At 16.1% G+C, this 23,130-nt stretch carries 26 protein-coding genes, 4 tRNA genes and 1 other RNA gene; 21 read left to right on the forward strand and 10 right to left on the reverse strand.

Annotation, left to right across the window (positions count from 1 at the left end; translation table 11 throughout):
- Positions 1-12 precede the first annotated feature (12 nt).
- The 3 genes from NARPIN1_RS00950 to murA all read left to right on the forward strand — a co-directional run bounded on the left by NARPIN1_RS00950 (position 13) and on the right by murA (position 2,096).
- A tRNA-Leu gene (locus NARPIN1_RS00950) sits at positions 13-96 on the forward strand.
- Between the two features lie 7 nt (positions 97-103).
- Complete coding sequence (locus tag NARPIN1_RS00955; protein WP_172597010.1) at positions 104-754, forward strand: Fe-Mn family superoxide dismutase; 651 nt, start codon at positions 104-106, stop codon at positions 752-754.
- A gap of 76 nt (positions 755-830) precedes the next feature.
- Positions 831-2,096, forward strand: coding sequence for a UDP-N-acetylglucosamine 1-carboxyvinyltransferase (murA, locus tag NARPIN1_RS00960; RefSeq protein WP_130579330.1), 1,266 nt, complete (start codon positions 831-833; stop codon positions 2,094-2,096).
- An 8-nt stretch (positions 2,097-2,104) separates the two neighbouring features.
- On the opposite strand, the gene NARPIN1_RS00965 is transcribed toward murA, so the two are convergent.
- Positions 2,105-3,523: a Do family serine endopeptidase gene (locus NARPIN1_RS00965; RefSeq protein ID WP_320409196.1), complete on the reverse strand. Its 1,419-nt coding sequence runs from the start codon at positions 3,521-3,523 to the stop codon at positions 2,105-2,107.
- Between the two features lie 110 nt (positions 3,524-3,633).
- Between NARPIN1_RS00965 and rplM the strand changes: the two genes are divergently transcribed.
- Positions 3,634-4,053 carry a 50S ribosomal protein L13 gene (gene rplM / locus NARPIN1_RS00970; RefSeq protein ID WP_130579332.1) on the forward strand — a complete coding sequence of 140 codons (420 nt, stop codon included), beginning with the start codon at positions 3,634-3,636 and terminating at the stop codon, positions 4,051-4,053.
- Between the two features lie 9 nt (positions 4,054-4,062).
- Positions 4,063-4,449, forward strand: a complete 387-nt coding sequence (gene rpsI, locus NARPIN1_RS00975; RefSeq protein ID WP_130579334.1) for a 30S ribosomal protein S9 — start codon at positions 4,063-4,065, stop codon at positions 4,447-4,449.
- Here the strand turns inward: rpsI and NARPIN1_RS00980 are convergent, their stop codons facing one another.
- Positions 4,450-5,007 (reverse strand): hypothetical protein, encoded by a 558-nt coding sequence (locus tag NARPIN1_RS00980; RefSeq protein WP_130579336.1) that lies wholly within the window; start codon positions 5,005-5,007, stop codon positions 4,450-4,452. It abuts the gene before it with no gap.
- A 71-nt stretch (positions 5,008-5,078) separates the two neighbouring features.
- Between NARPIN1_RS00980 and rnpB the strand changes: the two genes are divergently transcribed.
- From rnpB to NARPIN1_RS01025, 9 genes are all read left to right on the forward strand, one after another.
- Positions 5,079-5,416: RNase P RNA component class A (gene rnpB, locus NARPIN1_RS00985), an RNA gene on the forward strand.
- Positions 5,417-5,439: 23 nt separating this feature from the next.
- Positions 5,440-5,778, forward strand: a complete 339-nt coding sequence (locus NARPIN1_RS00990) for a preprotein translocase subunit YajC (protein WP_130579339.1) — start codon at positions 5,440-5,442, stop codon at positions 5,776-5,778.
- 9 nt (positions 5,779-5,787) lie between these two features.
- Positions 5,788-6,687: a 50S ribosomal protein L3 N(5)-glutamine methyltransferase gene (gene prmB / locus NARPIN1_RS00995; RefSeq protein ID WP_172597011.1), complete on the forward strand. Its 900-nt coding sequence runs from the start codon at positions 5,788-5,790 to the stop codon at positions 6,685-6,687.
- A gap of 10 nt (positions 6,688-6,697) precedes the next feature.
- Complete coding sequence (gene aroC, locus NARPIN1_RS01000; protein WP_130579343.1) at positions 6,698-7,759, forward strand: chorismate synthase; 1,062 nt, start codon at positions 6,698-6,700, stop codon at positions 7,757-7,759.
- A 1-nt stretch (position 7,760) separates the two neighbouring features.
- Positions 7,761-8,879, forward strand: coding sequence for a DNA polymerase III subunit gamma/tau (dnaX, locus tag NARPIN1_RS01005; protein WP_130579345.1), 1,119 nt, complete (start codon positions 7,761-7,763; stop codon positions 8,877-8,879).
- Between the two features lie 25 nt (positions 8,880-8,904).
- Entirely contained in the window at positions 8,905-9,573 is a 669-nt protein-coding gene (locus tag NARPIN1_RS01010; RefSeq protein ID WP_130579347.1) for an adenylate kinase family protein, read from the forward strand.
- Between the two features lie 2 nt (positions 9,574-9,575).
- A tRNA-Gly gene (locus NARPIN1_RS01015) sits at positions 9,576-9,646 on the forward strand.
- A 4-nt stretch (positions 9,647-9,650) separates the two neighbouring features.
- Positions 9,651-9,721: transfer RNA gene (locus NARPIN1_RS01020), tRNA-Cys, on the forward strand.
- A 6-nt stretch (positions 9,722-9,727) separates the two neighbouring features.
- Positions 9,728-9,808, forward strand: a tRNA-Leu gene (locus NARPIN1_RS01025).
- Here the strand turns inward: NARPIN1_RS01025 and cysS are convergent.
- Positions 9,797-11,167: a cysteine--tRNA ligase gene (cysS, locus tag NARPIN1_RS01030; protein ID WP_232021809.1), complete on the reverse strand. Its 1,371-nt coding sequence runs from the start codon at positions 11,165-11,167 to the stop codon at positions 9,797-9,799. The genes NARPIN1_RS01025 and cysS overlap by 12 nt on opposite strands.
- Positions 11,168-11,247: 80 nt before the next feature.
- On the opposite strand from cysS, the gene ybeY reads away from it, so the two are divergent.
- From ybeY to NARPIN1_RS01065, 7 genes are read left to right on the forward strand one after another with little or no spacing between them, the layout of a single operon-like run.
- Entirely contained in the window at positions 11,248-11,691 is a 444-nt protein-coding gene (gene ybeY, locus NARPIN1_RS01035; protein ID WP_130579351.1) for an rRNA maturation RNase YbeY, read from the forward strand.
- Between the two features lie 19 nt (positions 11,692-11,710).
- Positions 11,711-14,161, forward strand: coding sequence for a class I tRNA ligase family protein (locus NARPIN1_RS01040; RefSeq protein ID WP_130579353.1), 2,451 nt, complete (start codon positions 11,711-11,713; stop codon positions 14,159-14,161).
- Positions 14,162-14,174: 13 nt separating this feature from the next.
- Positions 14,175-15,215: a hypothetical protein gene (locus tag NARPIN1_RS01045; protein WP_130579355.1), complete on the forward strand. Its 1,041-nt coding sequence runs from the start codon at positions 14,175-14,177 to the stop codon at positions 15,213-15,215.
- Complete coding sequence (gene rsfS / locus NARPIN1_RS01050; protein ID WP_130579357.1) at positions 15,196-15,549, forward strand: ribosome silencing factor; 354 nt, start codon at positions 15,196-15,198, stop codon at positions 15,547-15,549. Before NARPIN1_RS01045 ends, rsfS begins: the two co-directional genes overlap by 20 nt.
- Complete coding sequence (mrdA, locus tag NARPIN1_RS01055; RefSeq protein ID WP_130579359.1) at positions 15,527-17,359, forward strand: penicillin-binding protein 2; 1,833 nt, start codon at positions 15,527-15,529, stop codon at positions 17,357-17,359. Before rsfS ends, mrdA begins: the two co-directional genes overlap by 23 nt.
- Before the next feature lie 3 nt (positions 17,360-17,362).
- Positions 17,363-18,433 carry a rod shape-determining protein RodA gene (gene rodA / locus NARPIN1_RS01060; protein ID WP_130579361.1) on the forward strand — a complete coding sequence of 357 codons (1,071 nt, stop codon included), beginning with the start codon at positions 17,363-17,365 and terminating at the stop codon, positions 18,431-18,433.
- A 40-nt stretch (positions 18,434-18,473) separates the two neighbouring features.
- Positions 18,474-19,202: a Bax inhibitor-1/YccA family protein gene (locus tag NARPIN1_RS01065; protein WP_130579363.1), complete on the forward strand. Its 729-nt coding sequence runs from the start codon at positions 18,474-18,476 to the stop codon at positions 19,200-19,202.
- A 13-nt stretch (positions 19,203-19,215) separates the two neighbouring features.
- Here the strand turns inward: NARPIN1_RS01065 and rplI are convergent, their stop codons facing one another.
- From rplI to ppa, 7 genes are read right to left on the reverse strand one after another with little or no spacing between them, the layout of a single operon-like run.
- Positions 19,216-19,665 carry a 50S ribosomal protein L9 gene (rplI, locus tag NARPIN1_RS01070; protein ID WP_130579365.1) on the reverse strand — a complete coding sequence of 150 codons (450 nt, stop codon included), beginning with the start codon at positions 19,663-19,665 and terminating at the stop codon, positions 19,216-19,218.
- A 6-nt stretch (positions 19,666-19,671) separates the two neighbouring features.
- Positions 19,672-19,911, reverse strand: a complete 240-nt coding sequence (gene rpsR, locus NARPIN1_RS01075) for a 30S ribosomal protein S18 (RefSeq protein WP_130579367.1) — start codon at positions 19,909-19,911, stop codon at positions 19,672-19,674.
- A gap of 7 nt (positions 19,912-19,918) precedes the next feature.
- Positions 19,919-20,257, reverse strand: a complete 339-nt coding sequence (gene rpsF, locus NARPIN1_RS01080) for a 30S ribosomal protein S6 (RefSeq protein ID WP_130579369.1) — start codon at positions 20,255-20,257, stop codon at positions 19,919-19,921.
- A 28-nt stretch (positions 20,258-20,285) separates the two neighbouring features.
- On the reverse strand, positions 20,286-21,023 hold the full coding sequence (gene rlmB / locus NARPIN1_RS01085) for a 23S rRNA (guanosine(2251)-2'-O)-methyltransferase RlmB (protein WP_130579371.1): 738 nt from the start codon (positions 21,021-21,023) through the stop codon (positions 20,286-20,288).
- Position 21,024: 1 nt separating this feature from the next.
- A complete protein-coding gene (miaA, locus tag NARPIN1_RS01090; protein ID WP_130579373.1) occupies positions 21,025-21,984 on the reverse strand; it encodes a tRNA (adenosine(37)-N6)-dimethylallyltransferase MiaA in 960 nt (319 codons plus the stop codon).
- Positions 21,985-21,988: 4 nt separating this feature from the next.
- Complete coding sequence (orn, locus tag NARPIN1_RS01095) at positions 21,989-22,534, reverse strand: oligoribonuclease (RefSeq protein WP_130579375.1); 546 nt, start codon at positions 22,532-22,534, stop codon at positions 21,989-21,991.
- A gap of 8 nt (positions 22,535-22,542) precedes the next feature.
- Positions 22,543-23,085 (reverse strand): inorganic diphosphatase, encoded by a 543-nt coding sequence (gene ppa / locus NARPIN1_RS01100; RefSeq protein WP_130579377.1) that lies wholly within the window; start codon positions 23,083-23,085, stop codon positions 22,543-22,545.
- Between the last annotated feature and the right edge of the window lie 45 nt (positions 23,086-23,130).

The following is a 23,130-nucleotide window of genomic DNA, read 5'->3' on the forward strand; positions in this document are numbered from 1 at the left end:
AATAATATAAATACCGAAGTGGTGGAATAGGCATACACAATTGACTCAAAATCAATTATCTTAAATGATATGTCGGTTCAAATCCGACCTTCGGTATCAATTAATGAATAATATAAAATTACCTAACTTAAATTTTAATTTTAATTATTTTGAACCATATATAGATACAGATACTATGAAATTACATTATTTTAGTTATCATAAATCATATGTTGATAATTTAAATAATATTTTAAAAGAAAAACATTATTTAAATAATTTTAATTTAATTAATTTAATTGAAAATTTAAGTAAATTTCCTAGATCAATAAGAAATATATTAAGATATAATATAGGAGGATATATAAATCATAATTTTTTTTGGGAAAGTTTAGGATACAATAATAATATTCATAATTCTCTTATTAATTGCATAAATAAATCTTTTGGAAATATAAATAAATTAAAAAATGAATTTGAATATAATGCTATATCTTCCTTTGGTGTAGGATGGTTATGGTTAATATTAAATGATAATAATATATCTATATTATTTACTAAAAATAATGATAATCCTATAATGGGTTTTAATTTTTGTAAAACATTTGGATATCCAATATTAGTATTAGATTTATGGGAACATTCTTATTTAAATAAATATAAAAATAATATATTAAATTACGTTAAATCATTCTGGAAAATAATAAATTGGAATTTTATTAGTTATAGATATTTAAATATAAAATTTAAATTAAATAAGAGTAATATGATATAAATTATTTATATATTTTTTAATTTTATAATATATATATATTATAATATAATAATAAGAAATTTATAAAATAATTAATATGAATAAAATTTGTATAAAAGGACCATCTAAATTAATAGGAGATATAAAAATATCAGGATCAAAAAATTCAGTATTACCTATACTTATACTTTCATTATTTTTAGATGGTGAAGTTATAATAAAAAATGTACCAAATATATTTGATGTTAATATAGTAATTAAATTATTAATATATATTGGTTCTAAAATAGAATATAGTAATTCTACTTATTACATAAATAATAAATTTATAAATACTTCATCAATTCCATACGAATTTGCCAGTAAAATAAGAGCATCTATATGGATTATAGCACCATTATTATATAGATTTAATTGTGTTAATACTTTTTTCCCAGGGGGCTGTTCAATAGGATTAAGACCAATAGATTTACATATATATGCTTTAAAAAAATTAGGTGTTTTATTTGAATTAAATAATAATATTATAAGTGCAAAAATAAATGGAAGTTTTTTTGGATCTATAATTAATTTAAATAAAATAAGTGTTGGTGCTACAATAACCAGTATAAGTGCTGCTATTTTAGCTGAAGGAACAACTATAATAAAAAATTCTTCTAAAGAACCAGAAGTAATAGATGTTATTAATTTTTTAAATATGTTAGGTGCTAATATAATTGGTGCAGGGACTAATGAAATTAAAGTAATAGGAAAAAAAAAACTAAATAATATTGGAAAATCTTATTATATACCATTTGATAGAATAGAAACAGGAACATTTTTAATAGCAGCTGCTATTTCTAGAGGAAATATAACATGTGAAAATGTAAAATTTGATAGACTTAAAATAGTTTTAAATAAATTAAAAAATACTGGAGCTTCAATTAATGTAGGAAATGATTTTATAAATTTAAATATGAATAGTAAAAGACCTAAATCAGTTTCTTTATACACTTTTCCATATCCTGGATTTCCTACAGATATGCAACCTCAATTTAGTATATTAAATTCAATAGGTACAGGAAGTAGTTATATTATAGAAAATATATTTGAAAATAGATTTACTCATGTAAATGAATTAATAAGTATGGGAGCTAATATAATTATAAAAAATAATAAAATAATATTTTATGGAGTAAATAATTTATTTGGTTCAATTATAGAAGCAAAAGATTTAAGATCTTCTATAAGTTTAGTATTAGCAGGATCAATTGCAATTGGAGAAACAATAATAAATAATATAAATTATATAAACAGAGGATATGAAAATATATTTAGTAAATTAAAATCTATAGGATTAAATTTTAAATTATTTTTTGATTAAATTCTAAATTATTTTCTAAAAATTAAAAATACATTAGAATTATTTCTAATTACTGATAATGACATTAATTTATTTTTACTATTTATTAAAATTTTTTTAAATTGGTTTAAATCGTATACTTTATTTTTATTTAATTCTATTATTATGTCATTTTTTCTTAATCCTATTAAATAAGCAATAGAACCTTTTATTATATCAGAAACTTGTATATAATTAATATTATCTTTTACGATATTTTTAAATGTAGCTCCTTTTAAAGAAGAAATTAATATTTTTTCTTCATTATCTGATAATGATAAATTATCTAATTTTACATATATATATTTTGTTATATTATTTCTTAGTATTCCTACTTTTAAATTTTCACCTGGTAATGAAATTCCTATTTTAAGTTTTAATTCAGAAAAATTGTTTATCTCTTTATCATTTATAGATAATATAATATCACCGGGTTTAATATCATATTTATATGCTGGAGATCCATACATTACTTCACTTATAAATATACCCTTACTAATACTTAAATTGAATGCTTTAGATATATCAGGATTTAATTCAATACATTTTATTCCTAATTGATTTCTTTTTACTTCTCCAAATTTTATTATTTGATAACTTAAATTTTTTATTATATTACTTGGTATCGCAAATCCTATACCTATATTACCTCCGTTTGGAGCTATAATAGCAGTATTTATTCCTATTAATTCTCCATTTATATTAACAAGAGCACCACCAGAATTACCTTTATTAATTGAAGCATCTGTTTGTATAAAATTTTCTAATCCATTAGAATTTAAACCACTTCTACCTAAAGCTGATATAATACCAGATGTTGCTGTTTGTCCTAATCCAAAAGGGTTTCCTATAGCTACAACAAAATCACCAACTCTAATTAAATCAGAATTAGCTATTTTTATTTCTACTAAATTTTTAGGTACATTTACAAATTTAATTATAGCTATATCATTTCTATTATCATTTCCTATTAATTTTGCATTAAATTCTCTACCATCATTTAATCTTATTTTTATTTTGTTAACATTTTTTACTACATGATTATTTGTAATAATATATCCTTTATTAGAGTCTATTATTACTCCAGATCCTATTCCCTCAAATAATTTATTATCTTTTGGTATATTAGGTCCAAAGAAATATTTAAATTCTTTTGGAATATTATATTGTTTTTCCTTTACTCCTTCTGTGTATATATTAACTACTGATGGTATAACTTTTTCTAACATAGGAGCTAAACTAAAAGTTATATTTTTATTATCTTTATGATTATTGTAAGAATGTATTATAGATGTACTAAATATATTTGATATTATTAATAATATTTTTAGTAATAAATTTAATTTCATATAAAATTTTAATTGATTATTTATTATAAATTTACTAAAATTATTATAAATTAAATACATATTTTATGTCAACTAATATCAAATTTTATATTAGACTATAAATTTATAATATTTAAAATTTTAATATTTTTACTATATTAAATATATAATTAAGATAATATTTATAAATTATGTTATTAAATAAAAAAGTAATAAGAAAGTGGTATTTATTAGATGCAGAAAATAAAAATTTAGGTAGAATTTCTACTTTAATATCATTAATTTTACAAGGAAAAAATAAATCAGAATATTCTTCTAATATAGATGTTGGAGATTACATAGTATTAATAAATGCAAAAAAAATTAAAGTAACTGGTAATAAATTTAATAATAAAATATATTATAAACATACTGGATATATAGGTAATTTAAAAAAATATTGTTTCAAAGATATTATGCAAAAAAATCCTAAATATATTATTATTCATTCTATTAAAGGAATGTTGCCTAAAAATAAACTTCAAAATATTTTTATAAAAAAATTAAAAATTTTTTTAGATTCTAATCATACTTATAAAAATATTAAATTTAATATTTTAGATATAAATTAATTTAAATTTATGCTTATTTATTATGGAACTGGAAGAAGAAAAAATTCCTCTTCTAGAGTTTTTATGAAAAATGGAAATGGTAATATTGTTATAAATAAAATTAATATAGATAAATATGTATATATGAACTTAAAAAAATATATAATTATAAGTCCAATGATTATTACAAATTTAATAGATAAATTTGATTTATTTATAACAGTTAAAGGAGGAGGATATTCAAGTCAATTATATGCTATTAGATTAGGTATTTCTAGAGCAATTGTAAAATATAATGAAAATTTTAAAAATATATTAAAAAAACTAAAATATTTAACTAGAGATTCTAGAAGTGTAGAAAGAAAAAAATTTGGATTAAAAAAATCAAGAAAAAAACCTCAATATTCTAAAAGATAATTATTTTTTTATTAAGAAATCTTTATGAATTATTGCTGTGATTATTTCTTTATTTTTAAAATAATAATTTATTAATCTTATTAAATTTATAGTATCTTTTCTATTACATATACCTATTATATATATTTCATCATTTACAATAAAAAATTTAATATTAGATAATTTTGTAGTATTAAACTTTAATAATATTAAATATAATTTAATATTTTCATAAAAATATTTTAAAAAATATTGTTTTTTTATTTTATTATTATTAATTTTTATTTTATTAAAAATTTTTATTTTATTATATTTATAATTATTAATAATTTTATTTAATTTATTTATTTCATTTAAAGAATCTAATTTACCAATTAATATTATATTATTATTATAAGATATAATTTTTATATTATTTTTATTAATATTTTTTTTTATAAAATTTTTTATTTTAAATTTATTTATTACATCAATTATTTGTATATTTATATTTCTTGGATCTGATATTATTTTAGTTAAAAATGCTGATATTAATATTAATGTAAATTTATTTATATTTTTATTAAAAATATTTAACATAGATATTATAATGTGTATATAGTTATAATTTATAAATTGTTTTTATTATATAATAATGCTATTATATAATATAAATTAACAATTTAGTCGCTTTAATTTTAATTTAAGAGGAAAGTCCGGGCTCCAAGAGTAAAGATGCCAGATAACATCTGGGAAATTATTTAATATAATTTACGACAAGTGCAACAGAAAATATACCGCTTTTTTAGAGTAAGGGTGAAAAGGTATGGTAAGAGCATACCATAAATTTGGTAACAAATTTAGTTATGTAAACTCCATCTGGAGAAAGGTCAAATTAAGAATTTATACTACTCGTATTTCTTTGGTAGACCGATTGAATTAATATGTGAATATTAATCTAGATAAATGACTATTTATACAGAATCCGGCTTATTAGTTAATTTATTATTTTAATTTATTTATTATATAATTATGCACATAAATTTTTTAAATAAAATTATTAATTTTTTAAATATTATATTTATATGTAATTATTATGATTTTATTTATATATTATTATTAACATTATTTTTGATAGTATTTACTATTATTATTCCAAATAAAATTAAATATATAAATTATAAAAAATTTGTAAATTCTATTAAAATTGGAGATGAAATACTTACATCAGGTGGTTTAATTTGCAAAGTATATAAATCATTAAATAATAATTATTTTTTAGTAATTATAAATAACAATCAAAAAGTTTTAATAAGTAAAGATTATATAAGATCTAAATTACCTAATGGAACTTTAGATAATTTAAATTAATTATATATTTTGAATAAAATATATACAGTTAAAAATATTATAATATTAATTTCAAATAAATTTAAAAAATCTAATATATTTTATGGACATGGATCATTAAATTGTTTTGATGAAGCAAAAAATTTTATATTATCTTATATTGGAATTAATAATAATTTATATTTTAAATATAAAAATACAAAAATATCTAATATATTAAAAAGTAAAATATTTAAATTATTATACAAAAGAATATATAATAGAATACCAGTTTTTTATTTAACAAATAGATTATATTTATATAATCTAGAATTTTTTATAAATAAAAATGTAGTTATTCCTAGATCTCATATTTTAGAAATAATAAGTAATAAATTTACTAATATAATAAATTATTATCCTAATAATATATTAGATTTGTGTACTGGTAGTGGATGTTTAGCAATTTTAGCAGCAAAAATTTTTTTTAAATCTAATATTTATGCATCAGATATATGTAATTTAGCATTAAATGTAGCTAAAAAAAATATAATTATTAATAATATAAATAATATAGTTTTATTTAGATCCGATATTTATAAATCTATACCAAATATAAATTTTGATATAATATTAACTAATCCTCCTTATGTTAATATAAAAGATAAATATTTTTTACCTAAAGAATATATTCATGAACCTAGTATTGGATTATTTGCTAAAAACAACGGATTAGAATTTATTAATGAAATATTAATAAATTCTATTAACTTTTTAACTAATAGGGGAGTTTTAATTTGTGAAATTGGAGATAATTATAATAAATTAATTAATTTATACCCTAATATAAAATTTAATTGGATAAATATAAATAGTAAAAATAAAAATGTCTTTTTTCTTAAAAGAACAGAATTGAAAAAATATAAAAAATATTTTGTAAAAAAATTATAAGGAGAAAATTATGTCTGGTAATTCAATAGGAAAAATTTTTCGTGTTACTACATTTGGTGAATCACATGGAATAGCATTAGGAGGTATTATAGATGGAGTTCCTCCAAAAATTCAAATAAATGAAGATGATATTCAATATGATTTAAATAGAAGAAAACCGGGTAATTCTAAATTTACTAGTCCAAGAAAAGAAAATGATAAAATAAAAATATTATCAGGAGTTTTTGAAGGTCTTACTACAGGTACTAGTATAGGTATATTAATAGAAAATAATGATTTTAGATCTAAAGATTATGAATCTATAAAAAATATATATAGACCTGGTCATGCTGATTATACTTATGAAAAAAAATATGGAATTAGAGATTATAGAGGTGGTGGTAGATCTTCTGCAAGAGAAACAATTATAAGAGTTGCTGCTGGTTCTATTGCAAAAAAATTTTTAGAAAATTTTAATATAAAAATTAAAGGTTACTTATCACAAATGGGAAATATACATTGTGAATTTAAAAATTGGAAAAATGTTGATGAAAATCCATTTTTTTGTTCTGATTTAGATAAAATTAGTGATTTAGAAAATTTAATAAATGATTTAAAAAATTCTGGGAATTCCATAGGAGCTAAATTAAAAATTATAGCTGAAAATGTTCCTGTTGGATTAGGAGAACCAGTTTTTGATCGTTTAGATGCTGATATAGCACATGCTTTAATGAGCATAAATGCAGTAAAAGGTATAGAAATAGGAGATGGATTTTCTGTAGTTGAGAAATTTGGTTCTGATAATAGAGATGAAATTTTTTCAAGTGGATTTTCTAGTAATCATTCTGGTGGAATATTAGGTGGTATTAGTACAGGCCAAAATATAATAGCTACTATTGCTTTAAAACCTACATCTAGTATTTCTGTAATAGGTAATACTATAAATAAATATGGTGAAGAAACTTTAGTATCTGTAAAAGGAAGACATGATCCATGCGTAGGAATAAGAGCTGTTCCTATAGCAGAAGCTATGATGTCAATAGTTATAATGGATCATTTATTACGTTATAGAGCACAATGTAATAATATTTAAAATGTCTAATTTTTCATTAAAATGGAGACCTAAAAAATTTTCAGAAATTGTAGGTCAAAATAATGTAATAAATTCTATAATAAATAGTTTTAAATATAATAGAATACATAATTCTTACTTAATATATGGACCATATGGTACTGGTAAAACATCAATAGCTAGATTGATATCCAAAGGTTTAAATTGTGATGAATATATAAAATCTTGTTTAAATATAAATTATAATTTTCCATGTAATAAATGTAATAATTGTCTTTTGATGGAAAATAATAAATTTATAGATTTTATTGAAATTGATGCATCTCTTAAAACTAAAGTAGAAGATATAAGAGATTTGTTAGATAATATAAATTATTTACCTTATTATGGATTAAATAAAATTTATTTAATAGATGAAATTCATACTATATCTAAATTAAGTTTTAGTACATTATTAAAATCTTTAGAAGAACCTCCTATTAATACTATATTTATACTTGTTACTACTGAAATAAATAAAATACCTAATACTATTTTATCTCGTTGTTTTAAATTAAATTTAAATAAATTAGATAATAATTTAATTATAAACAGATTATGTTATATATCCAATATAGAAAAAATAAGTTTTGAACAAAATGTTTTATATTATATATCTGATATTGCTAACGGAAGTTTAAGAGATTCATTAAATATATTAGAACAATTATCTATAGTAAGTAAAAATAATATTAAATTAGAATTAATTAGTAATTTATTTAATATATGTAATTTAGATATACTAATAAATTTAATTGAATATATTATTTATAATGATTTAAATAAATTATTAATAGAATTATATAATTTTTCTTTAATTAATTTAGATTATAATTTTATAATTAATAAATTGTTAATTATTATTCATTATATTTTTATGATTAATTTTAATAAAAATTATTATTTAGATTCAATATTTAATAATAAAAAAAATACTTTAATTAAATTATCAAATAATATATCTATAGAAAAAATAGAATTATTTTATAGTTTACTTATAGAATTAAAAGAAAAATTAATTTATTATTATAATTATAAAATAGCATTTGAAGCATATATAATTAAAATATTTTATAATATAAATAATAAATTAAATAAATAATAATTTAAAATATAAATTAAAAACTATGAATATAATTTTAATTGGACCTCCAGGATCAGGTAAAGGAACTCAATCTAAATTTATAATAAATAAATATAATTTATTATATATTTCTGTCGGTGATTTATTAAGAAATATATCTTTAATAAATAAAGATGATTTTTCTTTAAAAATAAAAAATTATATAGATAGTGGTAAATTATTAAATGATGATTTTATATTAAGTATAATAAATAATTATATAACTAAAAATATAAATAATAAATTTAATGGAATATTATTAGATGGATTTCCTAGAAATTTAAATCAAGCTTACTTACTTGATAAATTAAAAATTAAATTTAATATAATTATAGAATTTATAATTGACTATAAATTAATAATTAATAGATTATCTAATAGATTAATACATGAACCGTCAGGAAGAATATATAATAATACATTTAATCCTCCATTAATACCAGGATTTGATGATATTACAGGTGAAAAATTATCTAATAGAATAGATGATAATATAAAAACTATAAAAGATAGATTAAATATATATAATGATAATATACTTGATTTAAGAAAATATTTCTTTGATAAAATTAATAATGATAATGATATTAATTATTATCTAATTAATTCTGGAATAGATAATATTATTTTAAAAAATATTATATATAAAATTTTGTTTCTTTATAAAAAATAAATGCGGGAGTAACTCAAAGGTAGAGTGTAACCTTGCCAAGGTTAAAATACGAGTTCGAATCTCGTCTTCCGCTATATGACGCGTTGTCAGAGTGGAAATGTGATAGACTGCAAATCTATTTACCCTGGTTCAAATCCAGGACGCGTCTTTGCTTGCCCAGGTGGTGGAATGGTAGACACGAGGGACTTAAAATCCCTTAGCTTTTGCTGTATGAGTTCAAATCTCATCCTGGGTATTTTTTTTTCCAAATAGTTTTATTTATATTATCTTCTAATATTATTCCTCTTTTATTTAATATAAATCTTATATTGTCTGCAGTATTCCAATCTTTATTTTTTCTAGCAATATTTCTTTTATTTATTAATGTTAAAATTTCTAATTCTAAAATATTATTAATATTATTTTTAGTTTTAAGAAAAGTATTAGAATCATATTGTAATATTCCTAATATATTTCCTAAATTTATCATTTCTATAATTAAATTATTAGTTATAGTATTATTTAAATTTTTAAATTTATTTATTTCATTAGAAATTTCAAATAATATAGAATATGCTTTTGGTATATTTAAATCATTATTCATTGCTTCATTAAATCTATATGTAAATTCAGTTTTATAATTATAATTTTCTTTTTTTATTATTTTAAAATTATTAATTGATGTATATAATTTTTTTAACAAAAAATATGATTTTTTTAAATTATCAGAATTATAATTAATTGGATTTCTATAATGTTTAGAAATTAAAAAAAATTTTAACACCTCTGGATTAAAATATTTTAAAATATTTCTTATTAAAAATGAATTATTTAATGATTTTGACATTTTTTCATTAAAAAAAATAACAGATCCTATATGCATCCATATTTTTATATTAAAATCATCAAATCCAGAATATGATTGAGCTAATTCATTTTCATGATGAGGAAATAATAAATCATAACCTCCTCCATGTATATTTATTGTTTTATTTTTAAAAAATTTATTACTTATTGCTGAACATTCTATATGCCATCCAGGTCTTCCTTTTCCCCACGGAGAATTCCAATTAGGATATTTAGAATTTAATTTCCATACAACAAAGTCTGAATATTCATTTGAAATATTATTATTAAAATTAATATCTTTAAATCTATTAGACAATTTTCCATAATCTTTAAATGATTTAATAGAAAATAATAAATCTCCATTTAATGAACGATATACATGTTTTTTAATTATTAATATTTCTATTAAATTTATTATTTCTGAAATACATTCTGTAACTTTTGGTTCATGTGTTGGTTTATTTAAATTTAAAGATTTAAAATCATTATTCATATTATGTATAAAATTATTAGTTAGATTTTTATAGTCAATATTATTTTTATTCGATTCTTCTATTATTTTATTATCTATATCTGTTATATTTCTAACGTAATTAATTTCATATCCTAAATTTTTTAAAAATTTTAATAATATATCAAAAATTATAAATGTTCTAGCATGACCTATATGACAATATGAATAAACTGTTATACCACAAACATATATATTTATATTTTTTGATATAATTTTTTCTTTTTTTTTGCTATATGTATTAAATAAAATCATAATTATAATTTAATTAAATTTTTATTATTATTAATAATTTATTATATTGAATTTTATATTATTTTAAATTAAAATTTATTATGATATTAAATGTCTCATATAATAATATAAATAGAATTAATTTACCAAATATGTATTTTTTTGAAAAATTTATAAAATACATAATTAATTATAATAATTTTTATATTTTAAATATTAAAATAGTTAGCAAAAGTAATATTAAAAAATTAAATAATATTTTTAATAAAAAAAATAAACCTACTAATTCTTTAACTTTTTTAAAAAATATAAATATAAAAAATAATTCTATAAATGTTGGAGATATTGCTTTATGTAAATCTTTAATTGAAAAAGAATCTAAAAAATATAATATAAATTTGTATTTTCATTGGTCTCATATTTTAGTTCATAGTTGTTTACACCTATTAGGTTTTACTCATAAAAATTATGATGATACAATTTTTATGGAAAATAAAGAAATAGAAATTTTAAAAAAATTTAATATACCAAATCCTCATATATAAAATTATAATAAATAAAATAATGAATAAATATAATCCTAAAAAAATTGAATCATATGTACAAAAATTTTGGGAATTAAATAATACTTTTTCTGTAAAAGAGAATTATAATAAAAAAAAATATTATTGTTTATCTATGTTCCCATATCCTTCTGGGAAAATTCATGTAGGTCATGTAAGAAATTATACTATAGGAGATATAATATCAAGATTTTATAGAATGAATAATAGAAATGTACTTTATCCAATAGGATGGGACGCTTTTGGATTACCTGCTGAAAATGCAGCTATTAATAATAATACTTCACCTGAAGAATGGACATTAAATAATATAAATATAATGAGAAAACAGTTAAAATCTTTAGGTTTTAGTTTTGATTGGAAAAAAGAAATATTAACTTGTTCAAATAAATATTATATTTGGGAACAATATTTTTTAAAAAAATTATTTAAAAATAAAATGTTATATAAAAAAAAATCTTCTGTAAATTGGTGTCCATATGATAATACAGTATTATCTAATGAACAAGTTATAAATAACAAATGTTGGAGATGTGATTCTAAAGTACATATAAAAAATATAAATCAATGGTTTATTAAAATAACTAAATATGCAGATAAACTATTTTATGATTTAGATAAGTTAAATTATTGGCCTGAAAAGGTTAAATTAATGCAAAAAAATTGGATTGGTAGAATAGAATGGATTGAAACTAAATTTAAAATTTTAAATAATTTAAATATTAAATATATAAATATATATTTAAATAATAAATATGAATTAACTAATTTAGATTATATAGTAATATCATTTCAAAATAAAATATCAAAAATAATACTTGGAAATAAATTTAATTTTTATAAAAAATTTTTTAATAAAAATAATTTATTAAAAACTGATATATATATTGAACATAAATTAATAAATAAAAAAATAAATTTATTCATATCAAATAATAATTTTATAATTAATAATTTTTTTTATAAAAATATAGACAATTTTACTAAAAATAATTCTTATATAAAATCTTTTAATGATATTAATGAAATATTAAATAAAAATAAAAATATTTTATTAAAAAATGCTTTTATAATTTCTAATAATAGTAAATATAATATAAATTTTAATAAAAATAATAATAAACTTTTTATAAAAAAAATAATATATAATTTAAAAGATTGGTGTATTTCAAGACAAAGATATTGGGGAACTCCTATACCAATGGCTAAATATGTTAAAAATAATTTTATAATTCCTATACCTGATAAATATTTACCTATAAATGTACCTTTATATAATGATTTCTTAAATAAAAGTACAAAAAATAATATTATTATAAATAATAAATTAGCTATTAAAGATAAAGATACTGTAGATACATTTGTTCAATCATCTTGGTATTATATAAGATATATATCACCAAATTATTGTAAAATGATTAATAAAGAATTAGCAAATTATTGGTTACCAATAGACCAATATATAGGTGGAATAGAACATTCAAATATGCATTTATTATATTTTAGATTTTTTAATAAATTAATGAAAAAATTTAAATATATAAAATATTCTGAACCTTCTATAAAATTATTATGTCAGGGAATGATATTGTCAGAAACATTTTTTTATTTAAAAGAAAATAAAAAAATATGGGTTAATTTTAAAGATGTAACTAAAATATGTAATAAAGAAAACAAATACAGTTATTTTTTTAATAAAATTGAAGTTAATTATGCTGGATTAAGTAAAATGTCTAAATCAAAAAATAATTCAGTTAATCCAGATACAATTATAAAAAAATATGGAGCAGATACATTAAGAATGTTTATAATATTTTCTGCTCCTGTAAAATGTGATTTTGTTTGGAATCAAAAAAATATAATTGGTATATATAGATTTTTAAATAAAGTTTGGAATTTAGTAATTAAATTTATATATAATACAGATTATGAATCTATTGATGATTTATATAATATAAAAAAAAATAAATTAATTATTTTTATAAATAAAACTATAGATAATATAACCAATGATATAAAGTATAAACAATCATTTAATATTTCAATATCATCTATAATGAAATTAACAAATTTAATAAAAAAAAATATAAATTTAAATAAAAATAATAATGAGTTTAATATTAAAATATTGTCTGTATTATTAAAATTATTATATCCATTTGCGCCTCATATTAGTTTCTTTTTATGGAAAAAATTAGGATATAAAAATACTATAGATTTTGAAACTTGGCCTAAAAAAGAAGATGAATGTTTTAATAATAAAATTAAATTTATTATATATATAAATAATAAATTTATTAAATCAATAAATATTAAAAAAGATTTATCTAAAAATGAAATATTAAAATATATAAAAACCATAAATTTATTATTTATAAAAAAATATGAATTTAATAACTATTCAAAAATAATTTTTATAAAAAATAAATTAATTAATATATTAATTAATTAATTTTTTATTAATTATGGAAATTATTAATATAAATAATTTATTAAATTTAGTAAATTTTAATAAACAAATATTTTTTATAATATTAAATGATTTTTTTTTAACAAATAAAATAAAAAATATATTAATAAATAAGATTTATAAGTTAGAAAATAATAATAATATATATATAAAAAATTATTATGTAAATAATAATTCAGATTTATTTAATATTTTATATATTAATAATAATTTAAATATTTTTAATAAAAAAATAATTATTATTATAAATCTAGAAAATTTATTTTTTTTTAATGAAAAAATATTTAATTTTTTAAATATAAAAAATATTGATATTATAATAATTTTTATTTTAAATAATAATTATTATAATATCAATATAAATATATTTTTAAATAATTTTAAAAAAACAAATATTTATTTTATAAAAGAAAATCATATATCTTATAATACTTTTATATTTTTAATAAAAAATATTTTTATTAAAAAATATAAATTCAATTTAATTTCTAAAAAAACTTATAATTTATTATATTTAATGTATGAAAATAATTTTATAGATATAAATAAAATTTTAAATTATTTATGTATTAATAATAAAAAAATACTTAATAATAATGATGTAAATAAATTATCTAAAATATATTTTATAAATCCTAATTATAATAGTTGGATATTTTTATCTATATTTGGATATAAAGAATTATCAAATTTAAATATTTTAATAATCAAAAATAGTAAAAATAATGATTCTTTTATAAATATATTAAAAAGTTTAAAAAAAAATTTATTATTTATAATTTCAAATAGTTTTAAAAAAGAAAATAAAAATTATTTATTTATTAATAATTTAGATGTAAAATATAAAAATATTATATTAAAAAATATTAATAAATTAAATAAAAATGTATTATATAAAATAATAAAATTAATGTTTGAAATAGATTTATTTGTTAAAAATTCTAATTATAAAGATGAAGAAATTATATGGAATAAATTGGATTTAATATCTTTATTGTTAAATAATTTAATTTATTATGAAAAAAATATTAAATGATAAACCTAATATAAGAAAAATATATAATAAAATATTAGATTTAAAAGTAAAAGATATATCTATATTTAAATCTTGTAAAAATAATAGTTTATTAGATTATATATTAATATGTACAGCAAATTCTAAAGAACATATAAAATATATAAAATATAATTTTTTTAATAAATCATATATAAAAAATATTAATTTTTTTATAAATGAAGATAATTTATATGAATGGATAATTATTGATTTAATAAATATTAATATACATATAATGCAAAAACATATAAGAAATTATTATCTAATAGATAATTTATATAGAGAAAATTATGAAATTAAATATAATATATAATAGAATATTATTATTTTTAATTTATGTGTTTATATTTAATATTATTTTAATATCAAATATATATATTATCCAAATAATAAATTTTAAAAATTATAATACAAAATCATATAAAAATTGTACAAAATTAATACCAATTTATCCAATAAGAGGTTGTATATTTGATTGTAATGGTATACCAATAGCTATAAATAATATAAAATATAAAATAGAAATAATTTCAGGAAATATAAAAGATATTGATAATTTATTATTTAATTTAAGTAAATTTATTTATTTAAATAAATATGAAATTTTAGATATAAAAAAAAACATTAAAAAAAATCCTCCTTATATTCCTATAACAATAAAAGATAATTTGGATATAAATAATATATCTAAAGTATTAGTAAATAAATTTAAATTTAAAAATTTAATAATAAGAAAATATTATATAAGATATTATCCTTACAGAGATTTATTATCTCATTTAATAGGATATGTCTCTAAAATAAGTAAAAATGATTTAGATAATATTAAAAATAATAGTAAATTTTATAATAATTATACTATATATGATAATATAGGAAAAATAGGAATAGAAAAATATTATGAAAAATTATTAAGAGGTAAATTAGGATTTTTAGAGGTAAAAGTTAATAATAAAGGAAAAATAATAAAAATAAAAAATAAAATAAATAGTGAACATGGAAAAGATATTTATTTATCTATAGATATTAAACTAAGCAAATTAATAAAAAAATTATTATCAAATAGTAAGTCTTCAGTAATTGTTACAGATCCTAGAAATGGAAATATATTATCATTAATTTCAAATCCAAGTTTTAATTTAAATAAATTAGTTTCTAAAATTTCTATAAAAAATTATAAAAAAATATTTTCTAATAAAAATTTTCCTATGTTTAATAGAGCAACACAAGGTTTTTATCCACCAGCTTCTACTATAAAACCTTATATAGCTTTATATGCATTAAATTCAAAATTAATTAATGAAAATAGTTTAATATTTGATCCAGGATGGTGGAAATTACCTAAATCAAATAAATTATATATGGATTGGAAAAAAGAAGGTAGAGGATGGATAAATATAATTAAAGCAATAGAGGAATCTTCTGATATATTCTTCTACGAAATTGCATATAGAATTGGTATAAATGAATTATCTAAATGCATGTTTAATTTTGAATATGGAAAAAATGTAGAAATAGATATTTTAGAAAAAAGTAAAGGCTTAGTTCCTACAAAAAATTGGAAATTAAATAAATTAAAATTACCATGGTACGATGGTGATACTATATCTGTAGGTATAGGTCAAGGATATTTATCTGTTACACCATTACAAATGGTGAATTCTTTAAATATATTAATAAATAATGGTATAAAAAAAAAGCTAAGTATAATTGAAAGTTTTTATGATTATAAAAAAGAGTTTAAAATATATTTAAATAAAGAAAATAATAGTAATAAATCTGAATATTTTAATAATATATCTATAAATACATGGAATATTGTAAAAAAAGGAATGTATGGAGTAGTTAATAATTCAAATGGTACAGCTTTTAATTATTTTAAAAATTTAAAATATAAAATAGCAGCAAAAACTGGAACAGCTCAAGTATTTAGTTTTAAAAACAATTATATTAAAAATAATATATCTACTAATCTTAGAAATCATAAATTAATGATAGCATATGCTCCGTTTGATAATCCTAAAATATCTATAGCTATAGTTTTAGAAAATGAAGGATTTGGAGGAAATAATAATATTGGATATATAGTAAAAAAAATTTTTGATTATTATTTATTAAATTAATATATGAAAATTATTAATAATAAATACTATTGCGATTTTGTATTAATTTTATATATTTTAATATTATTAATAATAAAATTATTATTAATAAGTAATAATTCAAGTAAATATTTATATAAATCTATAATAAGTATATTTATAAGTTTATCAGTAATGTTTATTTTTTCTAAAATAAATTATAGATTTTATGAAAAAGTATCTTATATATTTTATATTATAAGTTTAATATTAATAATATTAAATATTTTTATTGGAAAAAATTGTAAAGGATCTTATAGATGGATAAATTTATACTTTTTTAATTTTCAAGTATCAGAAATTTTTAAAATTTCTATTCCAATGTTAATATCTAGTATTTCATATAGAAATAAAGATATAAATTCCATTAAATTAATATTATTATCTATTTTTATAATATTTTTACCTTCATTAATAATATTATTTCAACCAAATTTAGGAACTTCTATATTAATTATTTTATCTGGATTTTTTACATTATTCTTTTCTGGAATAAATTTTATTAATATATTATTTATTAATTTTATACTTTTTATTTTTATTTTAATTTATTATAATTTTTTTATAAAAGATTATCAAAAAAATAGAATATTAACATTATTAAATAATAAAAATAAATTAAATTATCATATAAATCAATCTAAAATAGCTATTGGATCAGGTGGAATTTTTGGAAAAGGTTTATTTAATGGAACTCAGTCTAGATTAAATTTTCTTCCTGAATCACATACAGATTTTATATTTTCTGTTTTAGCTGAAGAATTTGGTTTATTTGGTGTAATTATTTTATTATCAATTTATTTATTAATAATAATAAAATGTTTAAAATTAGCACTTAATTCTAATAATATATTTAATAAAGTATTAATTTCTTCATTTATATCTTCTATATTTTTTTCTATATTTATAAATATAGGAATGGTAATTGGTATACTACCAATAGTTGGTATTCCTCTTCCAATAATAAGTTATGGAGGATCTTCATTATTTATAACTTTAATTAAAATTGGAATTATATTATCAATAAAAAATAATAATGAAAATTTATATTTTTGATATATAATATTTTTACTTATTAAATAAATTTTAAAAAATTATGAATGAATTTTATAATTTTGAAGATAATGAATTAAGTGGTAAAATATCTACTTTTAAAATCTTTATTACAAAAGTATATGCCTGGATGAGTATAGGATTATTAATAACATCATTTGTATCATTTTATTTTACAAAAATATCATTTTTATTTAACTTACTTTATAATAGTAAATTATTATTATTAATAACTTTTTTTCAAATAATTTTAGTTTATTTATTATCTAATATAATAACAATTTTAAGTTATAAATTATCTATTTTTTTATTTGTATTATATTCAATTTTAAATGGAATAACTATGTCTGGTATTTTTTTAATATATACCTTTGAATCTATATTTAATATTTTTTTATTAACATCTTTTATATTTATGTTTATGAGTATATATGGTTTTTTAACTAAAAAGGATTTAACAAATTTAGGAAATTTATTATTAATGTTATTATTGGGAATATTATTATTTTCTATATTTAATATAATATTTAAAAGTATATTATTATTATATCTTTTATCATATATAAATATAATTATATTTACTGGATTAATAGCATTTGATACACAAAAATTAAAAGATTTAAGTAATAAGCTATATTATACTAATAATAATAAATTATTATATAAATATTCAATACTTGGTGCATTAATATTATATTTAGATTTTATAAATTTATTTTTAATTCCTATTAAAATTTTTGGTAAAAAAAAAGATGAAGATAATTATTATTAATAAATAATTATAATTATTTATTTTTAATAATTATATTCATGTTAATAAAATATGTATTATTAATAGAAATTTTTATATAAAAATTACCTATATTTTTTATATTTTTATTTAAAAAAACTTTTATGAATTTACTTTTACAATAAGAAATATTACTTATTATATAATTAATAATATTTTTTTTATTAACGGAATCAAACAATTTTCCATTTTTATTAGATTTTTTATAAAATATTATATTTTTTATTTTTAATATATCTTCATACATTTTCTTAAAATCATATTTATAAATATTATTATTATAATTATTATCTAATTTTATTTTTTTATTTTTTATTAAATTATAATTTACATAATATTTACTTTTTTTACAAATTAAAAAATTTCTTACATATCCTGATTTAACTTCTACTAAATCATTCTTATTACCTAAATTTTCTATTTTATCTAATAAAATTATTTTCATATATTTTTAAATTTTATTTTTAAATTGTCTATCTGTATAAAATATTAATGATAAATATCTAGCTATTTTTATTGCAGAAGATAATTTTCTCTGAAATTTAAGTTTTGTACCAGTTATTTTACTTGGTATTATTTTACCACTTTCAGTTATATATTTTTTTAACATATCTATATCTTTATAATCTATATAACTTATTTTGTTTATTGTGAACTTACAAAATTTTTTTTTTTTATTTATATTAAACATAATTTTATTAAACTTTATTTATGTTTTGTTTATTATTCATTATTATTGAGGGTTCTTTAATTGCTTTTTTTATATTTAATATTATATTTCTTATAATATAAGAATTTAATTTAAAATTATTTTTTAATTCATTTATTAAATCTATTTTACATTCTATATTAATTAAAGAATAATATGCTTTATTTATTTTTTTTATTGAATATGCTAATTCTCTTCTTCCCCAATTTTCTAATCTATGTATTATTCCTCCATGATTTTTTATTATCAATAAATATTTTTCAATTATCTTTTTATATTGAACTTCACTTGTAGTATTTAATAATAAAACTATTTCATAGTTTTTCATTTTTTACCTTTATTTTAATTAAATAAATTTATTTAAAATAATTTTGTCTAATTATTTCAAATAAAAAAATTCCAACAGAAACAGAAACATTTAATGAATTAGTTTTACCTAAAATAGGTATTTTAATTATATCATTACAATATCTACTAGTTATATTTCTTATTCCTTTACATTCTGATCCAAATATTATTGCTATAGGTAATTCAAATTTATAATTAAATATTATTTTATTAGATTTATCAGAAGTACCTAATATATTAATATTATTTTTTTTTAAAAAAATTAATATATTTATAATATTTTTAACTATAAATATATTTAAGTTATCAACAGCACCACTAGCAACTTTCCTTACAACTTCTGTTATAGGTGAAGATTTATATTTAGTTATTATAACACAATCTATGTTTGCAACATCAGCAGATCTTAAACAGGATCCTAAATTTCTAGGATCTTGTATATTTTCTAATATTAAAATTATATTTTTATTTAATAAGTCTTCCATTTTTACTATTTTTTTAATAATATTTTTATTATTGTAAATGATAATAAAAATATTTTTTATTTCTTTTATATTTGTAAATTTATTAATATTATTTTTATTTATATAATTTATATTAATTTTATTTTTTTTTAATAATCTTATTATTTCTATAATTCTTATATTTAGTTTTAAATTTAATATTATATAAGATTCTTTTATTATTTTAGGATTATTATCTAATATAGATCTAATAGTATTTAATCCATAAACTATTTCTGACATTTTAAATATTATAATTATAATTTTTAATTATATTTTTAATATGATGTATTAATTTATTTATAGAATTATTATCTGTATTAAATTTTTTAAATTTAAATTTCCAATTATTTATCCAATTAATTTGTTTTTTATATAAATTTATTGTTGATTTAATAGAATTATTTATCATATCTTTATAACTAATTTTATTAGAAAAATAATCCCACATTTGTTTATATCCTATTGATTTTATTGATTGTTTGTTATAATCCAAATCACCTCTATTAAATAAATTAAGTACTTCATTTTCAAATCCATCATCAATCATTTTATAAAATCTAAATTTTATTTTTTTATTTATATTAGTTTTGTCTTCATTAATTATTATAATTTGATAAATATCAAATAATTTATTTGAAATATTATTTAATCCTATAAATTTACTATTATTTTTTATTAAAAAATAATTTTCTATATATTTATATATTATTTTATTATTATTAATATTTAAATTATTTTTATTTAATTTAAAATATAAATTTTTAATTTTGTATATATTGATATCATTTATACTTTTTTTTATATTAAAATTTATAAATAAATTAGAGTATAAATTTATACCATTTAATAATGTTTTTATATAAAACATACTTCCACCAACAAATGTTGGAATTTTATTACATAATAATATTTCATATATAGAAGTTATAGAATCTCTACAAAAATCTAATACAGAATATTTTTGTATAGGATCTCTTATATCAATTATTTTATATGGATATTTTATTAATTCTTCTTTGTTAGGTTTTGATGTTCCTATATTCATATCTCTAAATATTAAAGTTGAATCAGAATTTATTAATTTTATAGGAAATAAATTACTTAATTTAAATGATAATTTTGTCTTACCAGATGCTGTATGACCTATAATAAATAATATAGGTATTTTATTAAATTTTTTATTAATAATAAATTTATTCATTTTATTAAGAATAAATAAAATTTTTTCTATAAAAAATTAATTCTTCTACAGATTCATATATATCAGAAAAAGCTCTATGAATATTTCTTTTTTTAAAATTACATAATATTTCAGGTTTCCATCTTTTTACTAATTCTTTTATTGAATTTACATCTAAATGTTTATAATTAAAATAATTTTCTAATTTAGGCATATATTTTACTAAAAATCTTCTATCTTGACTAACATTATTTCCACACATAGGAGATTTTTTATAATTTACCCAATTATTTAAAAAATCTAATGTAATATTTTCAGCTTCATTTTCATTTATTTTACTATTTTTAATTTTATATATTAATCCATTATTTGTATGAGTATTTATATTCCATTTATCCATATTTGATAAATTTTTATCAGATTGATATATAATAAATTCTGGACCTTTTGCTAATATGTTTAATTCAGAATCTGTTATTAATGTAGCTATTTCTATTATATGACATTTAATTGGATCTAATCCTGTCATTTCTAAATCTATCCATATTAGATTTTTATCATTTTTTAACATTATTTAATTTAAAATATATTTTTTATATTATTTTTTTTTATAAATTTATTTATTGAGTTTATTATTTCTTCTTTTGCATATTTTTTATCTTTAAAATCTTTTACTTTTGACCATTTATTTTTATAATTATTTTTATAATTTTCAAAGAAGTATCTTATATTATGTAAAATAGTTTCAGAAATATCATATATATCTTTAATATTATCAAATTCATTTGATATATTAAAATTTGGAACAGCAATTATTTTATTATCTTCTCCACTTTCGTCACACATATTTAAAATACCTATTGGTCTACAATTTATTATTGATCCAATTTGTAATGATAAATTTATTGGAATTACAACATCTAAATTATCATTATCATTTGATAATGTTTTATTAATAAATCCATAATTACATGGATATGACATTTTATTTATAAATCTGTCTATTAATATATTTCCATATGAATCTATTTCATATTTTATGTTTAATTTATTAGGAATTTCTATTATTACGTTTATATCATCTGGTATATTATTACCAGGTTTTATATTATTAATATTCATATTGTTATTTCCTTTAAGTTTTTAATATAATAGTTTAATTTTTAT

It is taken from the genome of endosymbiont of Pachyrhynchus infernalis (assembly GCF_004296515.1).
In the GTDB taxonomy this organism is placed as follows: domain Bacteria; phylum Pseudomonadota; class Gammaproteobacteria; order Enterobacterales; family Enterobacteriaceae; genus Nardonella.

Coding starts and splice junctions, on each gene's coding strand:
- NARPIN1_RS00955 (WP_172597010.1), top strand. CDS start 104: ATGAATAATATAAAATTACCTAACTTAAATTTTAATTTTAATTATTTT.
- murA (WP_130579330.1), top strand. CDS start 831: ATGAATAAAATTTGTATAAAAGGACCATCTAAATTAATAGGAGATATA.
- NARPIN1_RS00965 (WP_320409196.1), bottom strand. CDS start 3,523: ATGTATTTAATTTATAATAATTTTAGTAAATTTATAATAAATAATCAA.
- rplM (WP_130579332.1), top strand. CDS start 3,634: ATGTTATTAAATAAAAAAGTAATAAGAAAGTGGTATTTATTAGATGCA.
- rpsI (WP_130579334.1), top strand. CDS start 4,063: ATGCTTATTTATTATGGAACTGGAAGAAGAAAAAATTCCTCTTCTAGA.
- NARPIN1_RS00980 (WP_130579336.1), bottom strand. CDS start 5,007: ATGTTAAATATTTTTAATAAAAATATAAATAAATTTACATTAATATTA.
- NARPIN1_RS00990 (WP_130579339.1), top strand. CDS start 5,440: ATGCACATAAATTTTTTAAATAAAATTATTAATTTTTTAAATATTATA.
- aroC (WP_130579343.1), top strand. CDS start 6,698: ATGTCTGGTAATTCAATAGGAAAAATTTTTCGTGTTACTACATTTGGT.
- dnaX (WP_130579345.1), top strand. CDS start 7,761: ATGTCTAATTTTTCATTAAAATGGAGACCTAAAAAATTTTCAGAAATT.
- NARPIN1_RS01010 (WP_130579347.1), top strand. CDS start 8,905: ATGAATATAATTTTAATTGGACCTCCAGGATCAGGTAAAGGAACTCAA.
- cysS (WP_232021809.1), bottom strand. CDS start 11,167: ATGATTTTATTTAATACATATAGCAAAAAAAAAGAAAAAATTATATCA.
- ybeY (WP_130579351.1), top strand. CDS start 11,248: ATGATATTAAATGTCTCATATAATAATATAAATAGAATTAATTTACCA.
- NARPIN1_RS01040 (WP_130579353.1), top strand. CDS start 11,711: ATGAATAAATATAATCCTAAAAAAATTGAATCATATGTACAAAAATTT.
- NARPIN1_RS01045 (WP_130579355.1), top strand. CDS start 14,175: ATGGAAATTATTAATATAAATAATTTATTAAATTTAGTAAATTTTAAT.
- rsfS (WP_130579357.1), top strand. CDS start 15,196: ATGAAAAAAATATTAAATGATAAACCTAATATAAGAAAAATATATAAT.
- mrdA (WP_130579359.1), top strand. CDS start 15,527: ATGAAATTAAATATAATATATAATAGAATATTATTATTTTTAATTTAT.
- rodA (WP_130579361.1), top strand. CDS start 17,363: ATGAAAATTATTAATAATAAATACTATTGCGATTTTGTATTAATTTTA.
- NARPIN1_RS01065 (WP_130579363.1), top strand. CDS start 18,474: ATGAATGAATTTTATAATTTTGAAGATAATGAATTAAGTGGTAAAATA.
- rplI (WP_130579365.1), bottom strand. CDS start 19,665: ATGAAAATAATTTTATTAGATAAAATAGAAAATTTAGGTAATAAGAAT.
- rpsR (WP_130579367.1), bottom strand. CDS start 19,911: ATGTTTAATATAAATAAAAAAAAAAAATTTTGTAAGTTCACAATAAAC.
- rpsF (WP_130579369.1), bottom strand. CDS start 20,257: ATGAAAAACTATGAAATAGTTTTATTATTAAATACTACAAGTGAAGTT.
- rlmB (WP_130579371.1), bottom strand. CDS start 21,023: ATGTCAGAAATAGTTTATGGATTAAATACTATTAGATCTATATTAGAT.
- miaA (WP_130579373.1), bottom strand. CDS start 21,984: ATGAATAAATTTATTATTAATAAAAAATTTAATAAAATACCTATATTA.
- orn (WP_130579375.1), bottom strand. CDS start 22,534: ATGTTAAAAAATGATAAAAATCTAATATGGATAGATTTAGAAATGACA.
- ppa (WP_130579377.1), bottom strand. CDS start 23,085: ATGAATATTAATAATATAAAACCTGGTAATAATATACCAGATGATATA.